Raw genomic sequence first — 22,778 nt, forward strand, 5'->3', positions numbered from 1 at the left:
GCACAGTTGTTACTTTAAGGTGACTGGTTAAAGCGCAATGCTTAAGATATGTTTCTTCGTAATATTCGGAGAAGATTGACGATGGTCACGCCGCAGAGCAATATTCCCACCAAGCACAGCTTTGCGCGGTTATATCGTCGCACAGACTTCTGCTCGTTTTAAATGGTGCATAGATGGATGAATTTCTTAATCTTCTTGCTGAATTGTTTCAAAGTAAGAACATAACATATCCTTCTTCCGAGAAAGTTATCGTTAGGGGACTGGCGGCACAGCAAGTGGAGCTTTACAGAAGGCTCTTCTCATCCCTTTCAGGCGTCGCTTACCGGGAGCTCGATACTGTCGGAAGTGTTGGGCCGGATAGTGAAGCGAATCAAATATTTCAATGGATTGAGAGACTTTTTCAAGATGAACCCCCCGAAGTAAAGCAGAACGGCGATATCCTTCACATCGCAAGTCCGATGCCAATACTTGACGAATTTGAGACGGAAAAGATTATAAAATTCGTTCACGGCCCCTCATCAGACAAACTTCGTCCCATATTGGTTGCGCAAATGTTCTCCGTTGGGGCCGCAAGCGCCGTTCTTGTTGAGGCAGGAAAGAGGCAGAGAAACAATGAGGCGCTTGCCCAGATATTCAATGGACCGTTCGCATATGCGTTTCAGGGGCAGATGGCCGCATATTCGGCTGCGAAATCCGCACGCAACTTAAAGAGCACGTTTGAACACGAGGCTTCTGAGCAGCTTTCGAGATTACTTGCGCAGATAGAAAACTACCGAGGTGAGTTTGAGAGTTTACGAGACAACCAGCGGAACCAGTTGGACGTGCTTTCGCACTCAACAGAGGATATACGAGCAAAAGCACAGGAGATTGATCTGCAAATAGATCAGTCGAAAGATCGCTTGACCAATTTCGAGAAAACCATTCGAGAAGAGCGTGGGCTGCAAAGCGCACGGAAAAGTTGGGAAGCGAGATACAATGAAGCGCGAGGAGCATTTAAGTTAGCTGTCTTGCTCTTGGCCTCTTCACTCGTCTGTACAATCCTGACCGCCTACTTCGGCGGCATCCCGTTGATTAAGGCTTTGGCTGCCTTGGACGCTAGCGCAACCGCTGACAAACAAGATGTCACGATAGCGCTGATCCACCAGATAGGCCGTTTGATCGTGGTATCTGTGCCAATAGCGGTGGCATTGTGGATGCTCCGGGCTCTCATGCGATACTTCATGAGATCAATGCTATTGATGGACGACGCGCGGCAACGTCAGACGATGCTGGACACGTATTTCCTTTTGACGGAGCAAGGCCGCGCCGACGAACGAGATAGGCCCCTGATCCTATGGGCGCTCTTCCGGCAAACTCCGGGGCATGGGCCTGATGGCATTGAGCCGCCGGACTTCACCGAGGTTATCAAGGCCGGATTGGATCGGGTCAAGTAGATCAGCGTGGTGAAACCTGATGGGAACCCGTGGTTCGTCGCGGTCTCGCGGAAGGTGAGAGGGGTTTAAACTTTGTACAAACCCCTACGGCACTGCGATCAGGACGAACGGGCTAAAACGGATTTAGGGGTTGGTGGGCCGCAAGCTTGCATCATCTCCGAAAGCGCACATCGCAGCGCGAGGATTACCATCAGGAATTCTGCGGGTATCCGTGGCGGACGAACGGCGGCTAATTAATCAACCCACCCTTGTTAGGTGTGGACTTCCCAACCGGCTTAGGCGGACGTGCGGACGGCGCTGGCCCCATCGTCAGCTTACCGTCCTGTGTGATCACCTTCGAAGTCTTCGGCGGTGTCTTCGCGTCTTTCACTGTCATTTCTTCACGGCTTCGGGGGACGCGGCGGGGGGCTGGTTGTCAGCTTTCCGCCCAACGGCTTCGGCGCAGGGGCGCTTGTCAGCTTTCCCTTCTGGATTTGCTGTGGACTCTGTGGCGGCTTTGCAGGCGGTTTCATCGGTGGTTCTCCGCATGTTGTAGTAGGCGTGGGCGCTTAACATGCACACGCCGACCATGAATAGCAGAATGGCCAAGAAGTTTAAAGCGTTGGTTGCATGTCTATATTGATTTCCATGTGAATAAAGGCGACGCGTTCTGATACATTCGTCGAGTTTCACTATCTCTGCCTCGGCATCCTTTGCACCTGTCCAGTTAGACAAAAGATTGAAACCGGCTGATACACCAAAAACAACCCAGCTAAGCAGAAGTAATAACCCAACACCCTCGCTAAATGGATGTAGCTTATCGACGTTTGCAACTGTGATTGCTATAGCTCCACCACTCATCACGGGTATTGCTTTGTCAAACGTTGTATATTGGTCATCCATTTGACTGCGGAGTTCCTTCCTATACTCCCGAAGATCATCAACATCTTCGTCCGACAGGACCTCTTCCGACACCATTGAACCAGAAGCATCGACCAAAGCAGCACCTATTTTCATTGCAGAAGGTGGAGCAACTTAAGCGATTTGTCACGGAAGATGCAATGACACGAACAACGAACCCCGGGTACTCGACACGGACCTCGCGGAGGCGCTGGGGATGAAGATGCCCCGGTTCATCCGTAAGGAATTGATTGTCCCCAACATGGAGGAACTGAAGCGGTACGGTGATTTGAGGGCGGTTCCCTCAAACCCCGGAAAGCCTGGAAGGCCGTCCCTCCGGTACTACCTGAACCGCGAACAGGCGAACCTCGTGTCCATCTTCTCGCGCACCGAGAAGGCCAGATGTCCGCAAGGAACTAGGGCGCTACGGGAATTTGGGTGCGATTAATCCAAATTCAGGAAAGCGAGGAACACTTTACGGGAATATTCCGTGCCTCACGGTAAAATCGGGATGGTTACCCCTCCATACAGAGAGCTGACGCGCTTCACGCCGCGCTGCTGGTTTACAGCTGCATACAGAGGAACCGGAGCTGCCCCCAAGGTTTCACCATAAGGTGACCATGCAGAGAAGCCCTCGCTTCCCCTCGCCTTTCTTCACTGGCCCCTACAGCGTTACCCACTCATACAGAGATGACGTTCCGTTCCTATCCCGCGAACGAGTTAGGTTCTCATACAGAGAGGTCCGCAGCTTTGACCGAAATCCGCAGCGACAATGGCGGGTCCCGGAATTGCCCCCCCATACAGAGAGAACAACACCAAAACCGCCTTTCGGGATTTATGTTGCCATACGGAGAGGACGAGCTTGATGCACTCACTTCACCCCAACAAAGCCCGCTAGTGCCGCTTTCACAAAGACAAAAATCGGGTCACCGAAGAAATTTTTGAAGGGTAGTTGACGAGGCCAGCAGTCCTATGCAACGCGAGCGTACGCCCGTTAGTTAGGTTATCTATAAGATATAACCTAGAGATATCCTCTAAGGCTCTTAGTAAAGGGACTAGTAGGAGTTAATCTTAAGGTTTCCCTTGGAGATCACCCGATGATCTCCCGCAGTCTCCCTGCCGGTGCCCTCCTCCTTGCAGTCCCAAGCCAACCCAGAGCGACCGCCGTTGCCCCCCCTCGGTGATCACCGCCGGGTCCCTGTACTCGCTCCACCCCATTCCCAGTTACACCACCTCCAGCCGATCGCTGCCGTGTGGTGTCTCGTCGTCGCCTGACGACACCCAGCGTGTCCCTCCGGGGCCTCGCTCATGAACGGCTGTTCTCGCCAGTGGACCAGCCCACGTCTGGAAAAGGTATCCAGCAGAATGCAAACCTCCAACACCATCACCATCGAACTCGTCGGCTCCTTCGTCGCTCGCCACGTCGAAAGCGGCACGACCGTTGACATGTCCAGCCGGAAGAACCGCAGGACCACTAAAAGCGCAATCCCACCGCTCTGCCGAGAACTCCTCAACCACGGCCACGACCCGGAGACCCGCGTTCACGTCATCCGCAAGGCGCTGGACCGCGACGGCTTCATTCCGGTCTTCGTCCGCAACCGCGCCCTCAGTACGTGGGCAGGTCTCGATTGCATCGAAAGCGACAGGCACGGTCCACGGTTCGGCAAGCACAGGCCACTCCCGGATGCGGTGATGACCAAGAAGGCGCGTTCCGTGATCGGGACGACCAACGATGACCCCGAAAATTGCCGCGAGAAAATCGCGTTGACCGCATCGGAAAGAACGCAGGTGGCAGCATGACCAGACAGGCCAGCAAGCGCCGGGACGGCCCCGGCTTCCTCATTCGGGACATCAAGGCCGGTGATCTCGACTACCTCGCGGAGAACCTTCGGGCATCCGACAGGGCCGAACTTGCCGCCGCCAGCGGCCACAACGACTTCCTATCCCGCCTCAGCTACAGCGTCGATCTCTCCGAAGCCGTGAAGGTGGTGGAAGCAGAAGGCGTTCCCGTCCTAATCTTCGGCTATGCGCCATTCGGCCCCGACACGAAGGCCGTGTGGTGCGTGGGGACCAAGCGCGTCCAGCGGTTCACCCGTGATCTCGTGGAGCGGTCCCGCCGGATCATCCGCGAGTGGTTCGACGGGAACCCGGCAGTGCAACAGTTGGTGAACGTCACCTACGCCAAGAACGTCCTCTATCACCGCTGGCTTGAGAGCCTTGGTGCGGAGTTGTTCGCGGTTCAACCCTTGGGACACTCCGGCGCACTGTTCCGCCCCTTCATCATTCGGAGGGGCAGCCATGTGTGATCCCGGATTGCTCCTTGGTATCGCCTCCGGCGTGGCAAGCGTTGCCGCTCAGGGCGCTGCGATGGACCAGAACCGCAAGATGATCAACCAGCAATCCAAGCTGGAATACGCCGCCGCCGAACGCGAACGTCTCGTCAAGGACAACGAGGCCAACAAGCAGAGCTATCAGGCCCAGCTTCAGGCCGACCGGAACTCCTCAGCCCTCAAGGCGGCTGGCGAGGGCATGGGCGGGGCGACCGCAGGACAGCGGATCGCGGAACAGCAGCGTCAAGGCGCGTTGTCCATCGCGAACGCCAAGGACGCCAAGGATGCGGCCAACGCGAACTACACCGCGTCCACCCAAGGGACGCAGATCGAGGCCGTCAACGGCATCAACAAGAACACCATGAACCCCTTCAGTGCGTTCATGAACGTGGCGACCAGCGGTCTCCAGAACTACGGCACGTTGAAGCTAGGCTAACGCCCCGGCTCCAGACGGCCAACACGGGAGGGCTTGATTGTCCTCCCTTCCAATCTCCTGCCAAAGCAAAAGTTTCACCAAAGGAAATCCCTATGTCCGATTGGACGCAACAGCCTGACGGCACACTACTGCCGTCCGCCGAACTCATCGATCACGTCCGTTCCAACCTCTCCCTCTATCCCAACGCCGTCCCCGATTTCTCCCGGATCACCGGCAAGACGGAAGAGGAAGTGCAAGCCATCTTCGATAACCAAGGCTCCTCCTTCGGGGCCATCGGCAACCGCGCCACGGACCTTGCCCAAGGCGTAGTGGAAGCCACGGCAACCGCCGCCGAACACCTCGTTCCCGCCGATTATCTCGGTGATGGCGCAAAGGACATCCGGGCTTATGGCAACAGCCTAGACCCGAAGTTTGACAGCCAAAAGGGCATTGTCGAGAACATCACCGAAGGCGTCGGGCAATTGGCCCCGGCAATCGGCGCGGGTCTCGCCACCGGGGGAACCGGGTGGGTCGCATGGCTTGCCGGTCTGGGTGTCTCAACGCTCACCTTCAGCACGTCGGACACCTTCGCGAAGACCATGGAAGAGGTTGCGCCGGGGATCACTCCCGACATCCTCGTTCCTCACGCCACCGACAGCGAAGACGTGAAGGCCGTGAAGGCGCTTGCAGGTAACGCGGTCATGGATGCCCTTACCGTTGGGGCCTTCGCCGTAGCAGGGAAAGCCCTCAAGGGCCTCAAGGGTGCCATCCGACCCGCCGCCGATGACATTGCCGCCACGGCCTTTGAAGATGCTTCAGCAGTCGCGGGACGAACGGCAGCAGCCGAAGTTCCCACCGTCGCCCCCGCAGCCGTCAGCAGCGCCGCCGGGGCCACCGGAGAGGCCGTTGACGGTTCATCCGTACGGGCAGCCGCGAAGGAACTCGCGGACGCCTACACTGAAGCACGGGGCCTGAAGGCAGACGCCATTCTCAGCACCGGAGAAGCGGCGACCCGAAGCCGACAACGCGAACGGCAGTTGCTCGCCTCCCGCCTCAGTGCCGAACAAGCGGTCCCCTCGATGTCCCCCGTGGATATCCAGATGCGCGACAAGTTCGTCTCGGATGTCACAGCCATTGCCGACAGGATCGCCGCCCGAAGCGATCAAGTTTCGGGTGGCCTGAAACCGTCCGCCACGATGTCCGCCGACACTCTCGGCTTCCTGCATAAGGTCTTTGACGCGGTGTCATCCGGTGACGACGGGCGTATCTTCGATGTCGCCAAAGCTGGTATCAAGGCCAGCGGCACAGTTGATGGCTCCTATGCCCAAGCCGTGACCGGCGTGGCGATCCGACAGGCCCTCTATGAGAAGGGCATTGGCTTTGACGAGATGGTGAAGATGCTTCGGGAAGACCCGTCGCTGGCGTCACGTCCCGCCGCCAACCTCGCACTGAAGGAACGCACTGAGGGCATCATGCGGCTTGCCGAACTCGACAGGCATCTCGGTTCCGCCGGAAGCTACACCCTGAATTTCCGCAGGGGTCTCCTTCAGGGGTCTGGGGAGCAACTGGAGCAAGCCATGAACCACCTGAAGGACATCACAGAACAAGGCGGGATTACGCTGTTCGCGGATCGCCTTGAGTTCATCGACGGCATGACGAAGCAGCTAGACGGTCTCGGCATCGACTTCGCCAAGTCCCTTACGACGCTAGACGACTTGTTCCAGGAGTTTGACGCCGCCCGTCGTGGCGCTGCCCAGAGCATCAAGGATCACGCCGTTGCCCGGATGTCTCCCGAAGAAAAGGCCCTTGCAGCCGGATCGTACTTCAGGATGTTGAAGGATATCCAGACAACTGCGCTCTTGGGGCAGCTTTCCACCACCGGCCTCAACGTCATCACCGACAGCCTGAACACCATGCTCCTCCCGGCGCTGGAGAACGGCATTGGCAAGGGCGACTGGACCAGAGCAGCACGGGAATACTCCGGTTACGTCGTGGGCTTTAAGAAGGCTCGCGAGCTTGCCGCAAGGGCGTGGACTTTGGGGACCGGGATCGTGGACGGGCAGGACATCACCGAAGGGAACATGTCGGAGGTCTTGAGCTATGCCGCCAACAGCTTCCATGAGAACCCTTTCAAGCACCTCATGCTTCGGCTGTTCCGCCTCGCTACCGACGCTTCCCTAGCGGTCAATGAGTTCTGGAAAGCGGCACGGGTGCAGGGCCTCGCCTATGCGGACGGCATAGAAATGGCGCTGAACTCCGGCATGGGCCGCGTGGATGCCAAGGCGTTCGCTCGTGAGTACACCGCGAGGCAGCTTGCGGAGTCGGGCAGGATCGTCAATGCCAACTACACCCACACGGTCAACGTCAACGGCTGGAAAAGCCCATGGGACACCCGTTACATGCTCGGCAAGCTCGGGATGGCCGTGGACAATGTTCGCAATCGCGATGATGTCTTGGGGCTTCTCAGCACCCTGACGATGCCGTTCTTCCGAACGCTGGTCAACATCGGGTCCGATGCAGTGCAAATGGTGGTCCCTCCGGGGTTGCCCACGGCGCTGCGCTACATGGCAAACGACAGCCGCTTCTCTTGGCTGAAGGAGGTTCCGGCAACGTTCAAGGCGCTGGACGACTTCACCGGAAAGAATGGCACGGCTGCCATGAACCGGGCAGTCGGCAGACAGCGGCTAGGCCTCGCCCTCACCATGTCGGCTTACGCCACCGCAGAGATGTCCGACTCGGTGGACATCACCGGATCGTCGGGCCTGAAGAAGTGGGACGCGAAGAAGCGAGCCTTTGAGGAATACCCGCCGAACTCCCTTGTCATCGGGAACACGTCTTACGACCTATCCCGCATGTTGCCCTTCTCTGCCCCGTTGATGCTTGTCGGCATCCTCCGGGATATGAAGAAGGAGGCGGCGCTTCAGATCAAGGGTGGCAATTACAGCGCCGATGGTGGAGCATCGCAGGACCTCGCGGACTACGCCCCGGCGCTGCTGCTGACGACGATGACCCTGTTTCAGGACAGTTCGGCCATGCAGGGCGTGTTCGGGCTGTACGATGCCGTCAACCGGGCATTCTCCGAAGGGAACACCGATGGCCTCCAGCAGTATGCGGAGAAGTACGCCCAGCAGTTCACTCCGGGCATCGTGAAGATGGTCGCCAAGAACGCGAACGAGAACCCTTACGAGGGTTACGACTTCTTCTCCCGCTTCGCTGCCTCCGCTGGTCTGCCGGTAGGGCGTCCCAAGCTCGATTTCGTGGGTGACCCGATCACCTACAAGATGGGCCGGGGCCTTGACCCGTTGAACGCGAAGGAACTGGAAACGGACGACCCGTTGCACCGTGAGTTCATCCAGCTTAACCGCGCCGAAGGCCTCGCCATGCTCATTCCGCAGCCGGATCGGGTGTTCGATAAGAGCTTTTGGCAGAAGATGGGCGTGGACACCGGGGGCTTACTATCTCGTTTCAAGGCCCCTTCCTTGGTGGAAATGCAGACCATAGCCGGGAAGAACGGATGGGATGCCTACCGGGAACTTGTCTATCATGGCAGGGCGACGGAAGACACATACGTGCCTGTTTCAGGCGGCGACGGGGTGAACGTGGGGTCCGTGTTGATCCGACAGGGGCAGACGTTCAAGGAAGCCCTCACGGGAATGATCTCCTCTCAGTCCTACCACAACCTGACGGCAGACGCTCGCGTCAAGGCATGGAACGCGATGTTCGGGTTCTTCAAGGAACACGCGAAGTCACAGCTCCAGAATGAGCTTGTGGTGGTCCCGTCCACCTTCGAAGGCAGCCGCTACGGCTCGCCCATCGCTCAACCGTCATCCCTTGGGGATGTCGTGAGGGCATCCGTGGGCATGGCCCAGCGGACACAGCAGACGCAAGGCTCGCCTCTTGATACGGCATTCGCCATCAAGTGAGGCCAGCGTGGAACTCCGGGGAGGTCTTCGGCTCCCCGGCGTTTCCCTTCAAGTTTGCCAAGAGCGGCCCCGGTTATCGCCGGGTTCGCCTATCGGAAATCTCCCGGATTGCCCGGTGGATGTCATCGGTGACTTCCCGTGCTGCCAACTCCTCATGGAAGATGCGGCAGGAGGAAGCGCCATAGGCTTCGAACCTGTCACGTCCGGTTAGAAGGGCCTGTTCCTCGTGCCTTCCGACAATCTCTTCGCTCATGATGAAGCGCCCGGACTTGTCATAGTAATCCACGGTGAACGGTCGAAGCCGTGAATTCGAACGGTGTCCTCTAGGCATAGAGCGGCCTCGCCAGCGTTGTAACGGCGCAATGGTGTTTGGCCGCAGCAACGAGAATGAGGGTATCCGCAGCGTGAAGCGGCGTGGCGCAATCGTCCTGCACGACAATCTGGAACTCCTTATCCCGAGACTGTTTGAAGGCCCGTTCGCAAGCGCCCCAATAGTCCGGGGCAAACAGGTGTGACGCGGAATTCACGCCTCCGTCGTCGTTGAAATAGACCACCCCATACAATTCCATCCCCTCCGGCGGTTCAGCCAGGTTGACCGTCTCCGGCTTCAGGTACTTCTTCGTCCTCCGGCTCTTCTTGATGTAGGCATCGATATTGATCTTCGGTGTCATGTGTCCCTCTTCCGTGTAACCGCACGATTGCGGTGTCGGGACCACGCAATATTCACGACAAACCTGCCCTGTCTACAAGAAAAAACCTCCGATAACGAAGGTATTTCAATGAGATAACTCCGATAGCGCAGCGATCTCCGCAGGAACCCCAAGGGTTGACGGGGTTTGAGCGCACCGGAGTTCCTTCGTTCGCGGAGTTACCGGCCCAAAGATTTTCGTGGGTGAACCGTTAGAGGCGGTGCAGACGCCTCCACCGGAGGGGGTACTAGTTGAACTAGTGGGTGTTCGCCGCCCCAACGCTCGAAATCAACTTTGACCGCATAGCAAAGAATGGCCTTCCTCGCACTGGCAAGAGATGGGGAGGCCAAGTCGGGGGAGTGAGGAGTTTAGAGACCAGCTTGGATTGAGCGCCTACGGGTGACCTCCAGCCGCGTCCGGCTCCTCCTCCCTCGCATCCATCTTCAAGTTCAGGCGTTGCCCACGGCTTTCCTACGGTGCATTGTGGCGACGGCAGGACCACGGCAGGGACACCGGCATGAAAGAGCGGCTTATCGACTTCCTGACATATGTGCTCATTGCCTTTCTCATGCTCTCGACCGTCGCCGGGATTGTGATCTCCATCTATCAGTTCGTTACGCGGTGAACCTAAGTTTCACGGGTTTACCTTCCCGGCCCTGATGGGGCATTCGGCAGGACAAACGCAGTCTTTGGCGTTGACCGCATACCGGAAAACAGCGCTCTGCCGTCTGCCGACGACCGCAAGGAACACATTATATATAGGGGATGGACTGAGTAGGAGAATGTTCCTATTCTGTTCACATGCCGAACCCACGTCAACCTGATACCCGCCCGATCTCCGAACGATCTCTTCGGGAAATAGCCGAGAGCCATCTACTCATCTTCCTTGAATGCGGTTGGTGCCTCCGGCTTTCTCCGGTGGACATCCTAGATGCGGCGTGGAGATGCAGCCCGGATACCCCGCTGAAGATGCTTGCACGTCGTGCGGTGTGCGCTAGCTGCGGAAGGAAGCAGGCCGTGCCGTTGCTCTATGAGAGGACCGCCCGGAATGTCGGCAAGTGGCAACCGAGAGAACCACAAGGGAAACGGTAGGAGACCCCCGCGACCTTTTTGGGAAAACCTCTGTTTCCATATCCGCTTACACCCTTTGCCGAAAATCCCCCCAGTGCAGGGGGCCATGGTGCAGCAAACAGGAGAGGCACTTGCAACAGTTTGAACGGCAGTCCGGTAGCTAGGAGCGCGAGCACGACGGTAACCCCAACTAGTAGCAGGACAGCACGTATCCCTTCCGCTTCCCCAGATACAACGCCAAACACCTTAATCTTCAAACGTTCTCTCTTCTCTCTCATTCTCAACTCCTTGACCCGAATAGCCGAGGAACCTTTACCTCTCGAATGGTTGTCGCCACCAATCGAGCCGCTGTCATAAGGTATGGACCAAGGAGAGCGCTTGAAACCGCCTAAATTCCACTGCGATAAATGCCTCTTGACTAGGTAAAGCGAAGCGCTATTATCGAAGCACTCAAATCGCAGTGAAGGAGTGCATCATGAGTTTCGTTAGGGCCTATCTCCGGGCATCCACAAAGGAACAAGACGCAACACGGGCCAAGGGCAGCCTTGACCAGTTCGCCACAGAGCACGGCCTGAAGATCGCGGCCTACTACACAGAGAACGAAAGCGGGGCCAAGCTCCAGCGCCCTGAGTTGTTCCGGCTGCTATCCGACTGTCATCCGGGGGACATCCTGTTGGTGGAGCAAGTGGACCGCCTGTCTCGCCTCAACGACACCGACTGGAAACGCTTGAGGGCAGAGATTGCAGCCAAAGGCGTCCGTGTCGTGGCGCTGGACTTGCCCACCTCGCATCAACTGGCAAACGCTACAGACGAGTTCACGGGGCGGATGCTGGAGGCCGTCAACGGGATGATGCTGGACATGCTCGCGGCCATTGCCCGTAAGGACTACGAAGACCGCCGCCGGAGACAAGCGGAGGGTATCGTCAAGGCGAAGGAAGACGGCAGGATGAAGGGAAGGCCGGAGAATGGAGAGCGCAATGCTCGCCTGTTGAAGCTGCTGGCCTCCGGGGTGTCATGGAAGGACATCACCGCGACCACCGGGGCCTCAAGTTCCACACTCGCCCGACTGGCAAAGCGCCTCAAGAGCGAGGCAGGGCAAGACGCGGCTTAAACTGCGCACGTCTCCTCTCCCACATTTTTCCACCTATACCATCCAAGAGAACACCGCAGGAAATCCGCAGCAGCCTCCAGCGGTCCACTTTTAGTAGACTGTCTGTTACGTGAAGCCCTACCCGCCGGAAAACCTGGCGCTTTACGAGGCGATCTGCGATGGCGGCGGGCTTGTCGTCAGCGAAATGCCCTTTGGCTGGGAGGCGCGGGCGCGGGACTTCCCGCGACGCAATCGGCTGATTGCCGGGATATCGCTCGGAACTGTCGTCATCGAAGCGGCGTCTCGCTCGGGCTCGCTGATCACGGCAGCACGCGCCGCCGATTTCGGACGGCTGGTCTTTGCGGTGCCCGGCTCGCCGCTCGATCCGCGCTGCCACGGAACGAACCAGCTTTTGAAAGACGGCGCAACCATCGTCACGACACCGGAGGATGTGATCGAGGCGCTGCGGCCGCTGGTCGAGACGGATCTCTTTTCGGCAGCGGACGCGCGCGAACCGGATGCCGAACGTCCCTCGGACAGCTACGAGCCCCCCGACGACGACGACCGCTTTCGCATCATCAGTGCACTTGGACCGACGCCCGCCGACATCGACGATATCGTGCGACACACCGGCCTGTCACCGCAGGCGGTCTATCTTGTCCTGCTGGAACTCGATCTGGCGGGTCGTCTTGTCCGTCACAAGGGCGGCCTCGTCAGCCTCGACTATTGAGCGCCGACGCGGGGCGCGGGCTGAGTCGGCTTCGGCCGGACTGGATATCGCCAGCCTCCACGTAAGCCATTTCGATCAGGTAGCAGAGCAAGTCGGCCCCCTCGCCCTTGGCAACCAAACGGAGCTCTCCGAGCATTTGCCGCAGATAGGCGATGTTTTCCTTTGTCTTCCCGGCGTCGGCTCCAATATTTCGATGAATCGAATTCATGCCCTACGCTCTCTTTTCCCATTAAAATATATTGGCATTGCCGCTATTGCTAACGATACCTGAGCATAGTGAATTTATCTATAATTGCAACAACCACTACAGCTATTTATGGTTGTATCCGGTTTAGCGGGGTCGAAAATTACCCGCGCCCCCTTGACCGAAGCGATTTCCCTGTCCATGTCGGGGTAGAAAATTGCGACCTCAAGTGCATCCGCCCCGCCTTTGCGTGTTCTCTCGCTGAAAGCGGCCCGAGCGGATCTGGATAGTATGATGAATGTAGTCGTGGTGGAATCGCCTGCGAAGGCCAAGACGATCAATAAATATCTCGGCTCCGGCTACAAGGTTCTCGCCTCGTTCGGCCATGTGCGCGATCTTCCGGCCAAGGATGGTTCGGTTCTGCCCGATCAGGATTTCGAGATGTCCTGGGAGGTCGACGCAGCGTCCGCCAAGCGCGTCAAGGACATCGCCGATGCCCTGAAGGATGCCGACGGCCTCATTCTGGCGACCGACCCGGATCGCGAAGGGGAAGCGATTTCCTGGCATGTGCTTGATCTTCTGAAAAAGCGGAAAGTACTTGGTTCTAAGCCGGTGAAGCGCGTTGTCTTCAACGCCATCACCAAGAAGGCCGTGCTTGATGCCATGGCGCAGCCGCGCGACATCGATATTCCGCTGGTGGATGCGTATCTCGCCCGCCGTGCACTCGACTATCTCGTCGGCTTCAACCTTTCGCCGGTTCTCTGGCGCAAGCTGCCGGGCGCTCGCTCTGCCGGCCGCGTACAGTCGGTGGCGTTGCGCCTCGTATGCGACCGTGAGTCTGAAATCGAGCGTTTCGTTTCCGAAGAATACTGGAACCTCTCGGCGATCCTCAAGACACCGCGTGGTGACGAGTTCGAGGCGCGTCTGGTGTCGGCGGACGGGAAGCGGCTGCAGAGCAAGTCGATTGCCAATGGTGAACAGGCCAACAACCTGAAGGCGCTGCTTGAAGGCGCGGCTTACGCAGTCGAGTCGGTCGAGGCAAAGCCCGTCAAGCGCAATCCCGGCCCGCCCTTCACCACTTCCACGCTTCAGCAGGCTGCGTCCTCGCGTCTGGGCTTCTCGGCATCGCGCACCATGCAGGTCGCGCAGAAGCTCTATGAAGGCATGGACATTGGCGGCGAGACGGTCGGTCTCATTACCTATATGCGTACCGACGGCGTGCAGATGGCCCCGGAAGCGATCGACGCGGCGCGTGCCGCCATCGTCGATCAGTTCGGCGCGCGCTACTGCCCGGAGAAGCCGCGCTTCTACTCCACCAAGGCCAAGAATGCGCAGGAAGCCCACGAAGCGATCCGCCCGACGGATTTCTCGCGTTCCCCCGACAAGGTGCGCCGCTTCCTCGACAGCGACCAGCTGCGCCTCTACGAGCTGATCTGGAAGCGCGGCATCGCGAGCCAGATGGCCGGTGCCGAAATCGAGCGCACCACGGTTGAAATCCTCGCCGACAACGCCGGCAAAAAGGCGGGCCTGCGTGCAGTCGGCTCGGTGATCCGCTTCGACGGTTTCATCGCTGCCTATACGGATCAGCGCGAGGAAAACGAGCCGGCGGAAGACGGTGAAGACGATGGACGGCTGCCGGAGATCAATGCGCGCGAAACGCTCGCCAAGCAGAAGGTGAATGCCTCGCAACACTTCACCGAGCCGCCGCCGCGCTATTCGGAAGCTTCGCTGATCAAGAAGATGGAAGAGCTCGGCATCGGCCGGCCCTCCACCTATGCCGCGACGATTGCGACGTTGCGCGACCGTGAATATGTGACCATCGACAAGCGCAAGCTGATCCCGGACGCCAAGGGCCGTCTTGTCACGGCCTTCCTCGAGAACTTCTTCGCCAAGTATGTCGAGTACGATTTCACGGCCGATCTTGAAGAAAAGCTCGACAAGATTTCGGCCGGCGAACTCGACTGGAAAAAGGTTCTTCGCGAATTCTGGAATGACTTCTTCGCCCAGATCGAGGACACGAAGGAACTGCGCGTGACCAACGTGCTCGATGCGCTCAACGAGGCGCTGGCGCCGCTCGTGTTCCCGAAGCGCGAGGACGGGTCCGATCCGCGCATCTGCCAGGTATGCGGCACGGGGAACCTGTCGCTGAAGCTTGGCAAGTACGGCGCTTTCGTCGGCTGCTCGAACTATCCGGAATGCAACTTCACGCGTCAGCTCTCCGCCGACGCCAATGCCGAAGATGGTGCGGCCTCCGATGGTCCGACGGTGCTTGGCACCGATCAGGAAACTGGCGAAGAAGTGTCGCTGCGCTCCGGTCGCTTCGGGCCTTACGTCCAGCGCGGCGATGGCAAGGATGCCAAGCGTGCGAGCCTGCCGAAGGGCTGGAAGCCGGACACGACGACGCTGGAGCGGGCGATCACGCTGCTCTCGCTGCCCCGCGAGGTGGGCGTGCATCCGGAAACCGGCAAGGTGATTTCAGCGAGCATCGGCCGTTATGGGCCGTTCCTGCTGCACGACGGCGCCTATGCGAACCTTGAATCTGTCGAAGATGTCTTCACGGTCGGCCTCAATCGTGCGGTCACGCTGATTGCCGAAAAGCAGGCGCGCGGCGGCAAGCCGGCCCGTGCCGGCGCCACGGCGCTGAAGGAACTGGGCGACCATCCGAGCGGCGGTGCGATGACCGTGCGTGAAGGCCGCTACGGCCCCTACGTCAACTGGGGCAAGGTGAATGCGACGCTGCCGCGCGGCAAGGATCCGCAATCGGTCACCGTCGAAGAGGCCCTGGCACTGATCACGGAGAAGGCCGGAAAGGCACCCGCGCCCAAGGCCAAGGGTGCGAAGGCCAAGACTGCGAAGACCACCAAGGCGGCGGCATCCGACAAGCCGGCAGCGGCGAAGTCGACGAAAGCCAAGGCACCCACGAAGGCAAAGGCCGCCCCCAAGGCCAAGAAGGGCTGATCCGTGACACGCAAGCGGCACGATGACATCGATGGTGCCGAGACGCGCGGCGCAGCGGAAAGCGGTAACGCAAACCGCGCCCGCAAGCGTGGCGGCAAGTCCGCAGCGCCGGCTCCGGATTTCGTCTATGGAGAATTGCCTTCCCGCGAAGTCGTGCTGCGCTTCATCGCCGATCATCCGCAAAAGGCCTCGAAGCGCGAGCTTTACAAGGCCTTCGGCATAAAGGGCGACGACCGGATTGCGCTGAAAAACATGCTGCGCGATCTCGAAGACGAGGGCATGGTCGAGAAGAACCGCAAGTCGCTGGTGCGCCCCGGCGCCCTGCCGCCTGTGACGGTTCTCGACATTACCGTGCGAGGCAAGGATGGTGAGCTGATCGCGCGTCCGGCGGAATGGCTGGACGAAATGGGCGTCGCGCCCGCCGTGGCGATCCGCCAGTCCTCGAATGCCGGGCGGTCGGGCCGCGACAAGGCCCCGGTAGCCGGTCTCGGTGATCGCGTTCTGGCCAAGATTTTCCCCGCGAGCGATCGTGGCGGGCCGGCCTATACGGCGCGGGTGATCAAGGTTCTCGACAAGCGCAAGAATGCCGGCATGGGCGTCTTCAAGACGACACCCGGCGGCGGCGGTCGCGTGCTGCCCATCGAGCGACGCGGCGAGGAGCTGGTGGTCGATCCGGATTACACGGGCGACGCGCAGGACGGCGATCTGGTCGAGATCGAGACGTTGCGTATCGGCCGTTACGGTCTGGCGCGCGCCAAGGTTCTCTCGGTCATCGGCTCGGTGGCGTCGGAAAAGGCGATCTCGATGATCGCCATTCACGCCCACGGCATCCCTTACATCTTCCCCGACAAGGTGATGGCCGAGGCGGAGGCCGCCAAGCCCGCCTCCATGTCGAAGCGCGAGGACTGGCGGAAGCTGCCGCTGATCACCATCGACCCGGCCGACGCCAAGGACCATGACGATGCGGTCTATGCCGAGAACGACCCTTCGCCCGACAATCCGGGTGGCGTGATCGTCACAGTTGCGATTGCCGACGTGTCCTGGTATGTGCGGCCGAACTCGGCGCTGGACCGCGAGGCGCTGAAGCGCGGCAACTCTGTCTATTTCCCGGATCGCGTCGTGCCGATGCTTCCCGAACGGATTTCGAACGATCTGTGTTCGCTGCGCGAAAGTGAAGACCGCCCGGCGCTTGCCGTGCGCATGACCTTCTCCCACAATGGGCGCAAGGCGGGTCACACGTTCCATCGGATCATAATGAAGAGTGCCGCCAAGCTGTCCTACCAGCAGGCTCAGGCGGCCATTGATGGCGCGCCGGACGAGAAGACCGGGCCGCTGCTCGATCCGATCCTGAAGCCGCTGTGGCATGCCTATCGCATCATGTGTATGGGCCGTGACCGCCGCCAGCCGCTGGAACTCGATCTGCCGGAACGGAAGATCCTGTTGAAGAGCGACGGGACGGTGGACCGCGTCTTCGTGCCGCCGCGGCTGGACGCGCACCGGTTGATCGAAGAGATGATGATCCAGGCAAACGTTGCCGCCGCCGAGACGCTGGAAAAGACGCGCCAGCCCCTGCTCTATCGCGTCCATGACACGCCCTCGATGGCCAAACAGGAAGTGCTCCGCGAGTTCCTCGGCACGCTCGAAATGTCGCTGGCGAGGGGCAATCTGCGCTCCAGCCATTTCAACCAGATCCTCGACAAGGCGCGCGGGACTCCGGTCGAGACCATGGTTTCGGAGATGGTGCTGCGCTCGCAGAGCCAGGCCATCTACAGCCCGGAGAATCTCGGGCATTTCGGCCTGAACCTGATGAAATACGCGCATTTCACCTCGCCGATCCGCCGCTATTCCGACCTCATCGTGCATCGCGGTCTCGTCAAGGCGCTGAACCTTGGCGAAGGCGGGCTGACGATGGAGGAAGAAGAAGTCCTCGACGACATCGCCGCCGAAATCTCTACCTTCGAGCGCCGCGCCATGAAGGCCGAGCGGGATACGGTGGACCGGCTGATCGCGCATCATCTGGCCGGACGTATCGGCGAGAGCTTCGACGGTCGCGTTTCGGGCGTCACCAAGTCGGGCTTGTTCATCTCGCTGCCGCAATTTGGCGCGGATGGCTTCGTGCCGGTCTCGACACTCGGCATGGACTATTTCATATATGACGAGGCGCATCAGGCACTGACGGGCGAAAAGACCGGGCTCGGCTATCGTCTGGGCGATAATGTGGAAGTCCGGCTGGCGGAGGCGATCCCGCTTGCCGGTTCGCTAAGATTTGAAATGCTGAGCGAGGGTCGGCGGATGCCGACGGGGGCACGCTCATTTCACAAGTCGACCAAGAAGTCGGGCGGCAAGCCCGTCAAACGGCCGGGAACACGGCCGCCGCGTGGCCGCCGCTAAGCGGACCATGCCTCAGCGAAAAAGGGAGGCAGCACGATGAGTGCAAACACCGACACCAGCGAGATCGCGATCGAGGAGGAGCATCGCCCGCTCTGGCGTTCGATCCGCCGTGGCCTTCTCAACGCATGCCCCGCCTGCGGCTCGAGCCGACTGTTCAAGTCGTTCCTGAAGCCGGTGGATGTATGTGCGTCATGCGGAACCGATTTCACGGCGCAGCGGGCGGACGATCTGCCACCCTATCTGGTCATCGTTGTCGTCGGCCATGTCCTGCTGACAGCATATATGCTCACGGACGACATGCTGCCCAAGGCGCTCTGGGTGCAGTTCCTGATCTGGGTGCCGCTTACCGTTTTGTTCGCCGTCGCCATCATCCAGCCGATCAAGGGTGGCGTCATCGGACTGCAATGGGCTCTGCGTATGCACGGTTTCGGCGGCGTTGACCCCAATGATCCGAAAGAGGAGCCGGAGGACCGGACATGAGCGAAGCGCCCGGCCAGGCCTATCTTCCCAATGCTGCAATGCTGGCCGCCCAAGGCGGCTACCCGGCGTTGCGCCCGCGTGATGCCGCAACGCTGCTGCTGCTTCGGCGCGATCAGGGCAAGGTTCAGGTTCTGTCGGGTCGGCGCAGCGGCAGTCACAAGTTCATGCCGGGCGTCTATGTCTTCCCCGGCGGGCGGCGCGACCCGACCGATTCGCGCATTGTCGTGTCCGGCACGCTTGCCGAAGCCATTGCACGCAAACTCGCCTACAAGTCCGGTCCGCGGATGACGCAGGCGCGCATGCGGGCGCTGGCCGTTGCCGCGATCCGGGAGACCTATGAGGAAGCGGGGATTGCGATCGGCTTGCCACATGGTAAGCTGGAGGCTGCCCTGCCATTCACGCCCAATCTCAGCCCGCTGCGGCTTGTCGGGCGCGCGATTACGCCACCCGGCCGCTCGCGTCGTTTCGACACGCGCTTCTTCGCGCTCTTTGCCGACGAGGTGAATGTTGACCTGACCGGCCTGCGCCCCAGCGCCGAGCTCGACGCGCTGGAATGGGTCAATGTCGACGAGATCGGCGACCTCAAGATGCCAGGGATCACGCTCGCCATCCTCGCCGATATCGGCGCCATGCTGAAAATTTCGCCGGAATTGACTGTCGACCTGCCGGTTCCTTTCTATTACATGCGCAGCGGCAAGTTCATCCGCGAAGAGATTTGAGACTTTTATGGAATTGCCCGTGCAGAAAAGTTCGCAGGACCACGAGAACATCCAGTGGCCGTCCTTCATCGCCGCGACCGCATCGGTGACGGCGGTGGGTGTTGCCATCGGTCTTGGACTGCCGCTTCTCTCCATGATCCTGGAGAAGCGCGGCGTTCCTTCCACTCTCATCGGGCTGAACTCCGCCATGGCCGGCATCGCCGCCATGGCAGCCGCCCCGATCACGACCAAACTCGCCCATCGCTTCAGCGTGCCCGCCACGATGATCGGAGCGGTGCTGCTGGCGGCGCTCAGCGCTCCCGGCTTCTATTTCGCGGAGAATTTCTGGCTGTGGTTCCCGCTGCGAATCGTTTTCCACGGTGCCACCACCACGCTCTTCATTCTCTCCGAATTCTGGATTAACGCGTCTGCGCCTCCAAAGAAGCGAGGATTGGCACTCGGCGTCTATGCCACCGTTCTATCGGTCGGCTTTGCGCTCGGGCCGCTGATCTTTGCGCGAATCGGCAGCGACGGGTTGCTGCCGTTCCTGCTGGGCGCAGTCGTTTTGCTGATTGCGGCAGTTCCCGTGTTCATTGCCCGTGGCGAATGCCCGGTGATCGATGAAAAGCCGCAGCTGCATTTCATGCGCTATATATTCCTGGTTCCCACGGCAACGGCTGCAGTCTTCGTTTTCGGTGCGGTTGAGGCCGGCGGCCTTTCGCTCTTCCCCATCTATGCGACCCGAAGCGGCTTCTCCGAATCGCAGGCAGCCCTGTTGCTCACCATCATGGGCCTGGGCAACATGCTGTTCCAGATCCCGCTGGGGCTGATTTCGGACAGGTTGAAGGATCGCCGCATCCTCCTGTTCATCATGGCTTTTTGCGGGCTTGTCGGCGCATTTACGCTACCGCTGCTTTCCGACAGCTGGGAGTTTCTGGCCGTCGTGCTGCTCTTCTGGGGCGGGTCCGTCGCCGGGCTTTACACGGTTGGCCTCAGCCACCTTGGCTCGCGCCTGACCGGTGCTGACCTCGTGGCAGCCAATGCCGCGTTCATCTTCTGCTATGCCGTGGGCACTGTCGCAGGCCCGCAGGCGATTGGCGCTGCGATGGATGCGAGCGCGAAATATGGCTACGGTCAGCAGGGTTTTGCCTGGGCAATCGCCTTCTTCTTCGGCCTCTATTTCGTGCTTTCCGGGGTGCGAATGATTTTCCGACCCAAAAAGACTTGACTTTTCGGGCGCGATTTGTAGTTTCGCGCCAGATTTCGCCGAGCCGGATTGACCGCTCCGGCGACGCTTTTATTGAGGCACTGAAAAATGGCGAAAGCAACCACCATCAAGATCAAGCTTCTGTCGACGGCAGACACGGGCTTCTTCTACGTCACCACGAAGAACAGCCGTACCATGACGGACAAGATGACGAAGACGAAGTACGACCCGGTCGCCAGAAAGCATGTCGAATTCAAGGAAACGAAGATCAAGTAATTGGCTTGATCCATTTCGTTTCAGATCGGGGCCGCAAGGCCCCGTTTCTTTTTGTGCATCCCGCTTTCGCGGCGGTAGCAAGACCGCGCAGAGCGTCCGCGCCAGCCGACTGTCGCGGCATAGCACTGCAATGTTTCGGAACAACGATTTCGGGGAAAATCGGCGGCTGACCAGCTCACGGAGGCGGCACGAGGAAACCACTCTAACCGTGCGCTGGTCAGCCAACCCCACGACCCAGGAGATGCGGCGGACCTGACATCATGGGGTAACTGAATGTCGTTTGACATCCGTCTGTGACTAAAAGATCACCCGGTTTTTAAAAAAAATCAACGATTTATTAACCAGCGCCCTGTCCTTCGTCATTTGAAGGTTAATTTTTAGGCGAATTAGTTACAGATTCCCGTCGAAATAACCTCTTCAATGCAAACAATATCTGTCACGATAAGGATATTTATATTGGATGACAATCGCCGGGCCTGATTGTCCAATCTTGGTCGGCGCGAAATTTCATCTGCTAAAACAGATATTTATCTATATGATCCGTTATGATCCAGGAGGGCGGGCCTCAACGGTCACCCAATACACACACGCAGACCTTACGTTAGGGAAGGTGCGCAACCTCTGGAATCGAAAGTTGTGGAAATCTCAGGCCGCTGCCGCAACCACGCGATTACGGCCGGCATTCTTTGCCTCATAGAGTGCCTGATCTGCTGATTTCATGAGCTGCGTGGGCGTCTGAACGGTTGCCGACAGGGCGGCTATACCCAGAGATGCAGTCACATTCAGATCTATGCCCGAAGCCGAAAGATGGAACGGCTTGCCTTCAATGGCACCGCGCAGACGCTCCGCAATCGTTGTCGCCATGTCCAGAGACGTATCCGGCATCACAACGACGAATTCCTCGCCGCCATATCGGCACGCGAGGTCCGCACCGCGCACGGTTGATCGGATCCGCGCGGCAAGTTCCTTCAGCACTTCGTCGCCTGCATCATGACCATAGGTGTCATTGATCGACTTGAAGCGATCGATATCCGTCAGACAGACGGAGAGCGCCCGGCCCCGCGCATTGGCACGGTCGAAGAGCAGTTTGAGATGATTGTCGAGATAGCGCCTGTTGTTGAGGCCCGTCAGACCGTCCGTCACCGCGAGTTCGATTGTATGTTCGACACTGGAGCGAAGCCTGTCGTTGTAACGCTTGCGCCTGATTTGCGTCAGGCAGCGGGCAATCAGTTCATTCGGATCGACTGGCCGCATGATGTAATCGCTGACGCCCAGCTCGAGCGCGCGGATGATGAGACTGTCCGCGTCTTGGTCCGCCATCAGCAGGACAGGGATGAAGCGTGTCCGCTCAAGCGAGCGCATCTGCGAGCAGAGCCGCAGCGGGTCGTAGTCTTCCAAGTTTGAATTGACGATAACCAGTTCCGTCGGGTTCTCGGCAGCGTGAAACAGGGCCGCCTGGGGATCCGAAATGGCTGTTACATCCGCGATCGGTCGCAATGCCTTGACGACGCGGTCCTGCGAGGATGCGCGGGCATCGACCAGAAGGATCTGACCCGGCTCGTCAGCCTCGTTGTCCACCGCCATGTCATCGACCGCCATGCCGAATTTGCGCGCCGTCTCGGCCCTGACCCGCAGTTCGTCCGACAAGGCCTTGAGACGCAACAGGCTCTTGACGCGTGACATAAGCTGCAGGTCATTGACCGGCTTGGTGAGAAAGTCGTCCGCGCCGGCTTTCAGACCGCGCACCCGGTCCGACTGCTGATCGAGCGCCGTAACCATGACCACGGGAATATGCGCCGTGCGCGGGTTGGCCTTCAGGCGTTCGCATACGGTGAAACCGTCGATACCGGGCATCATGATATCGAGAAGAATGAGATCGACCTGCGTCTTTTCGCAGAGTTCCAGCGCCGCAAAGCCGTTCTCGGCTGTGATGACGTCGAAATATTCGGCAAGAAGCCGCGCTTCGAGCATCTTCACGTTGGCCGGGATGTCGTCAACGACCAGAATGCGCGCTGTCATGTCCG

17 protein-coding genes and 1 pseudogene are annotated in these 22,778 nt (G+C 59.3%); 13 read left to right on the forward strand and 5 right to left on the reverse strand.

All coding sequences use genetic code 11. The features are described 5' to 3' along the window. Window positions 1-173 precede the first annotated feature (173 nt). Window positions 174-1,433, forward strand: coding sequence for a DUF6161 domain-containing protein (locus ABID16_RS05170; RefSeq protein WP_354555262.1), 1,260 nt, complete (start codon window positions 174-176; stop codon window positions 1,431-1,433). A 372-nt stretch (window positions 1,434-1,805) separates the two neighbouring features. Here the strand turns inward: ABID16_RS05170 and ABID16_RS05175 are convergent, their stop codons facing one another. Then, window positions 1,806-2,411: a hypothetical protein gene (locus ABID16_RS05175; protein ID WP_354555263.1), complete on the reverse strand. Its 606-nt coding sequence runs from the start codon at window positions 2,409-2,411 to the stop codon at window positions 1,806-1,808. A gap of 1,266 nt (window positions 2,412-3,677) precedes the next feature. Here ABID16_RS05175 and ABID16_RS05180 point away from each other — a divergent pair. The 4 genes from ABID16_RS05180 (at window position 3,678) to ABID16_RS05195 (ending at window position 8,980) form a co-directional block, all read left to right on the forward strand. Then, on the forward strand, window positions 3,678-4,112 hold the full coding sequence (locus ABID16_RS05180; protein WP_354555264.1) for a hypothetical protein: 435 nt from the start codon (window positions 3,678-3,680) through the stop codon (window positions 4,110-4,112). After that, a complete protein-coding gene (locus tag ABID16_RS05185; RefSeq protein WP_354555265.1) occupies window positions 4,109-4,618 on the forward strand; it encodes a hypothetical protein in 510 nt (169 codons plus the stop codon). The genes ABID16_RS05180 and ABID16_RS05185 overlap by 4 nt, the downstream gene beginning before the upstream one ends. Beyond that, the gene (locus tag ABID16_RS05190) at window positions 4,611-5,078 is read left to right on the forward strand and encodes a hypothetical protein (protein WP_354555266.1); all 468 of its coding nucleotides are present in this window, start codon (window positions 4,611-4,613) and stop codon (window positions 5,076-5,078) included. Before ABID16_RS05185 ends, ABID16_RS05190 begins: the two co-directional genes overlap by 8 nt. Window positions 5,079-5,170: 92 nt before the next feature. Next, window positions 5,171-8,980, forward strand: coding sequence for a hypothetical protein (locus tag ABID16_RS05195; protein ID WP_354555267.1), 3,810 nt, complete (start codon window positions 5,171-5,173; stop codon window positions 8,978-8,980). Between the two features lie 73 nt (window positions 8,981-9,053). Here ABID16_RS05195 and ABID16_RS05200 read toward each other — a convergent pair whose 3' ends face one another. Together ABID16_RS05200 and ABID16_RS05205 are read right to left on the reverse strand one after the other, a co-directional pair. Next, entirely contained in the window at window positions 9,054-9,233 is a 180-nt protein-coding gene (locus tag ABID16_RS05200; protein ID WP_354555268.1) for a hypothetical protein, read from the reverse strand. A gap of 70 nt (window positions 9,234-9,303) precedes the next feature. Then, window positions 9,304-9,651 (reverse strand): hypothetical protein, encoded by a 348-nt coding sequence (locus tag ABID16_RS05205; protein ID WP_354555269.1) that lies wholly within the window; start codon window positions 9,649-9,651, stop codon window positions 9,304-9,306. A gap of 1,564 nt (window positions 9,652-11,215) precedes the next feature. On the opposite strand from ABID16_RS05205, the gene ABID16_RS05210 reads away from it, so the two are divergent. Both ABID16_RS05210 and ABID16_RS05215 read left to right on the forward strand, forming a co-directional pair. After that, window positions 11,216-11,851 (forward strand): recombinase family protein, encoded by a 636-nt coding sequence (locus ABID16_RS05210; RefSeq protein WP_354555270.1) that lies wholly within the window; start codon window positions 11,216-11,218, stop codon window positions 11,849-11,851. A 112-nt stretch (window positions 11,852-11,963) separates the two neighbouring features. Then, a pseudogene (locus ABID16_RS05215) lies at window positions 11,964-12,560 on the forward strand (DNA-processing protein DprA); the annotation flags it as partial. On the opposite strand, the gene ABID16_RS05220 reads toward ABID16_RS05215, so the two are convergent. Continuing rightward, the gene (locus ABID16_RS05220; protein WP_354555271.1) at window positions 12,544-12,768 is read right to left on the reverse strand and encodes a hypothetical protein; all 225 of its coding nucleotides are present in this window, start codon (window positions 12,766-12,768) and stop codon (window positions 12,544-12,546) included. The pseudogene ABID16_RS05215 and the gene ABID16_RS05220 sit on opposite strands and share 17 nt — an antisense overlap. A 270-nt stretch (window positions 12,769-13,038) precedes the next feature. Between ABID16_RS05220 and topA the strand changes: the two genes are divergently transcribed. From topA to rpmG, 6 genes are all read left to right on the forward strand, one after another. Then, on the forward strand, window positions 13,039-15,702 hold the full coding sequence (gene topA, locus ABID16_RS05225) for a type I DNA topoisomerase (RefSeq protein WP_354555906.1): 2,664 nt from the start codon (window positions 13,039-13,041) through the stop codon (window positions 15,700-15,702). Window positions 15,703-15,729: 27 nt separating this feature from the next. After that, window positions 15,730-18,093 (forward strand): ribonuclease R, encoded by a 2,364-nt coding sequence (gene rnr, locus ABID16_RS05230; RefSeq protein WP_435532388.1) that lies wholly within the window; start codon window positions 15,730-15,732, stop codon window positions 18,091-18,093. Between the two features lie 36 nt (window positions 18,094-18,129). Beyond that, window positions 18,130-18,573 (forward strand): DUF983 domain-containing protein, encoded by a 444-nt coding sequence (locus ABID16_RS05235; RefSeq protein ID WP_354555273.1) that lies wholly within the window; start codon window positions 18,130-18,132, stop codon window positions 18,571-18,573. Further along, the gene (locus ABID16_RS05240; protein WP_354555274.1) at window positions 18,570-19,292 is read left to right on the forward strand and encodes an NUDIX hydrolase; all 723 of its coding nucleotides are present in this window, start codon (window positions 18,570-18,572) and stop codon (window positions 19,290-19,292) included. Before ABID16_RS05235 ends, ABID16_RS05240 begins: the two co-directional genes overlap by 4 nt. Before the next feature lie 7 nt (window positions 19,293-19,299). Beyond that, entirely contained in the window at window positions 19,300-20,499 is a 1,200-nt protein-coding gene (locus tag ABID16_RS05245) for an MFS transporter (protein ID WP_435532359.1), read from the forward strand. 87 nt (window positions 20,500-20,586) lie between these two features. Continuing rightward, window positions 20,587-20,754, forward strand: a complete 168-nt coding sequence (gene rpmG, locus ABID16_RS05250) for a 50S ribosomal protein L33 (protein ID WP_007626161.1) — start codon at window positions 20,587-20,589, stop codon at window positions 20,752-20,754. Window positions 20,755-21,399: 645 nt separating this feature from the next. Here rpmG and ABID16_RS05255 read toward each other — a convergent pair. Further along, window positions 21,400-22,773 carry a PleD family two-component system response regulator gene (locus tag ABID16_RS05255; protein ID WP_354555276.1) on the reverse strand — a complete coding sequence of 458 codons (1,374 nt, stop codon included), beginning with the start codon at window positions 22,771-22,773 and terminating at the stop codon, window positions 21,400-21,402. Between the last annotated feature and the right edge of the window lie 5 nt (window positions 22,774-22,778).

It is taken from the genome of Limnomicrobium aquaticum, assembly GCF_040545545.1.
GTDB classification, from domain to species: domain Bacteria; phylum Pseudomonadota; class Alphaproteobacteria; order Rhizobiales; family Rhizobiaceae; genus Ensifer_A; species Ensifer_A aquaticum.

Bases quoted from the DNA above. Each gene is read 5' to 3' on its own strand.
- ABID16_RS05205 (WP_354555269.1), bottom strand. From the start codon at position 9,651: ATGACACCGAAGATCAATATCGATGCCTACATCAAGAAGAGCCGGAGG.
- ABID16_RS05195 (WP_354555267.1), top strand. From the start codon at position 5,171: ATGTCCGATTGGACGCAACAGCCTGACGGCACACTACTGCCGTCCGCC.
- ABID16_RS05210 (WP_354555270.1), top strand. From the start codon at position 11,216: ATGAGTTTCGTTAGGGCCTATCTCCGGGCATCCACAAAGGAACAAGAC.
- ABID16_RS05190 (WP_354555266.1), top strand. From the start codon at position 4,611: ATGTGTGATCCCGGATTGCTCCTTGGTATCGCCTCCGGCGTGGCAAGC.
- ABID16_RS05220 (WP_354555271.1), bottom strand. From the start codon at position 12,768: ATGAATTCGATTCATCGAAATATTGGAGCCGACGCCGGGAAGACAAAG.
- topA (WP_354555906.1), top strand. From the start codon at position 13,039: ATGAATGTAGTCGTGGTGGAATCGCCTGCGAAGGCCAAGACGATCAAT.
- ABID16_RS05245 (WP_435532359.1), top strand. From the start codon at position 19,300: ATGGAATTGCCCGTGCAGAAAAGTTCGCAGGACCACGAGAACATCCAG.
- ABID16_RS05200 (WP_354555268.1), bottom strand. From the start codon at position 9,233: ATGAGCGAAGAGATTGTCGGAAGGCACGAGGAACAGGCCCTTCTAACC.
- ABID16_RS05180 (WP_354555264.1), top strand. From the start codon at position 3,678: ATGCAAACCTCCAACACCATCACCATCGAACTCGTCGGCTCCTTCGTC.
- rpmG (WP_007626161.1), top strand. From the start codon at position 20,587: ATGGCGAAAGCAACCACCATCAAGATCAAGCTTCTGTCGACGGCAGAC.
- ABID16_RS05235 (WP_354555273.1), top strand. From the start codon at position 18,130: ATGAGTGCAAACACCGACACCAGCGAGATCGCGATCGAGGAGGAGCAT.
- ABID16_RS05255 (WP_354555276.1), bottom strand. From the start codon at position 22,773: ATGACAGCGCGCATTCTGGTCGTTGACGACATCCCGGCCAACGTGAAG.
- ABID16_RS05240 (WP_354555274.1), top strand. From the start codon at position 18,570: ATGAGCGAAGCGCCCGGCCAGGCCTATCTTCCCAATGCTGCAATGCTG.
- ABID16_RS05170 (WP_354555262.1), top strand. From the start codon at position 174: ATGGATGAATTTCTTAATCTTCTTGCTGAATTGTTTCAAAGTAAGAAC.
- ABID16_RS05185 (WP_354555265.1), top strand. From the start codon at position 4,109: ATGACCAGACAGGCCAGCAAGCGCCGGGACGGCCCCGGCTTCCTCATT.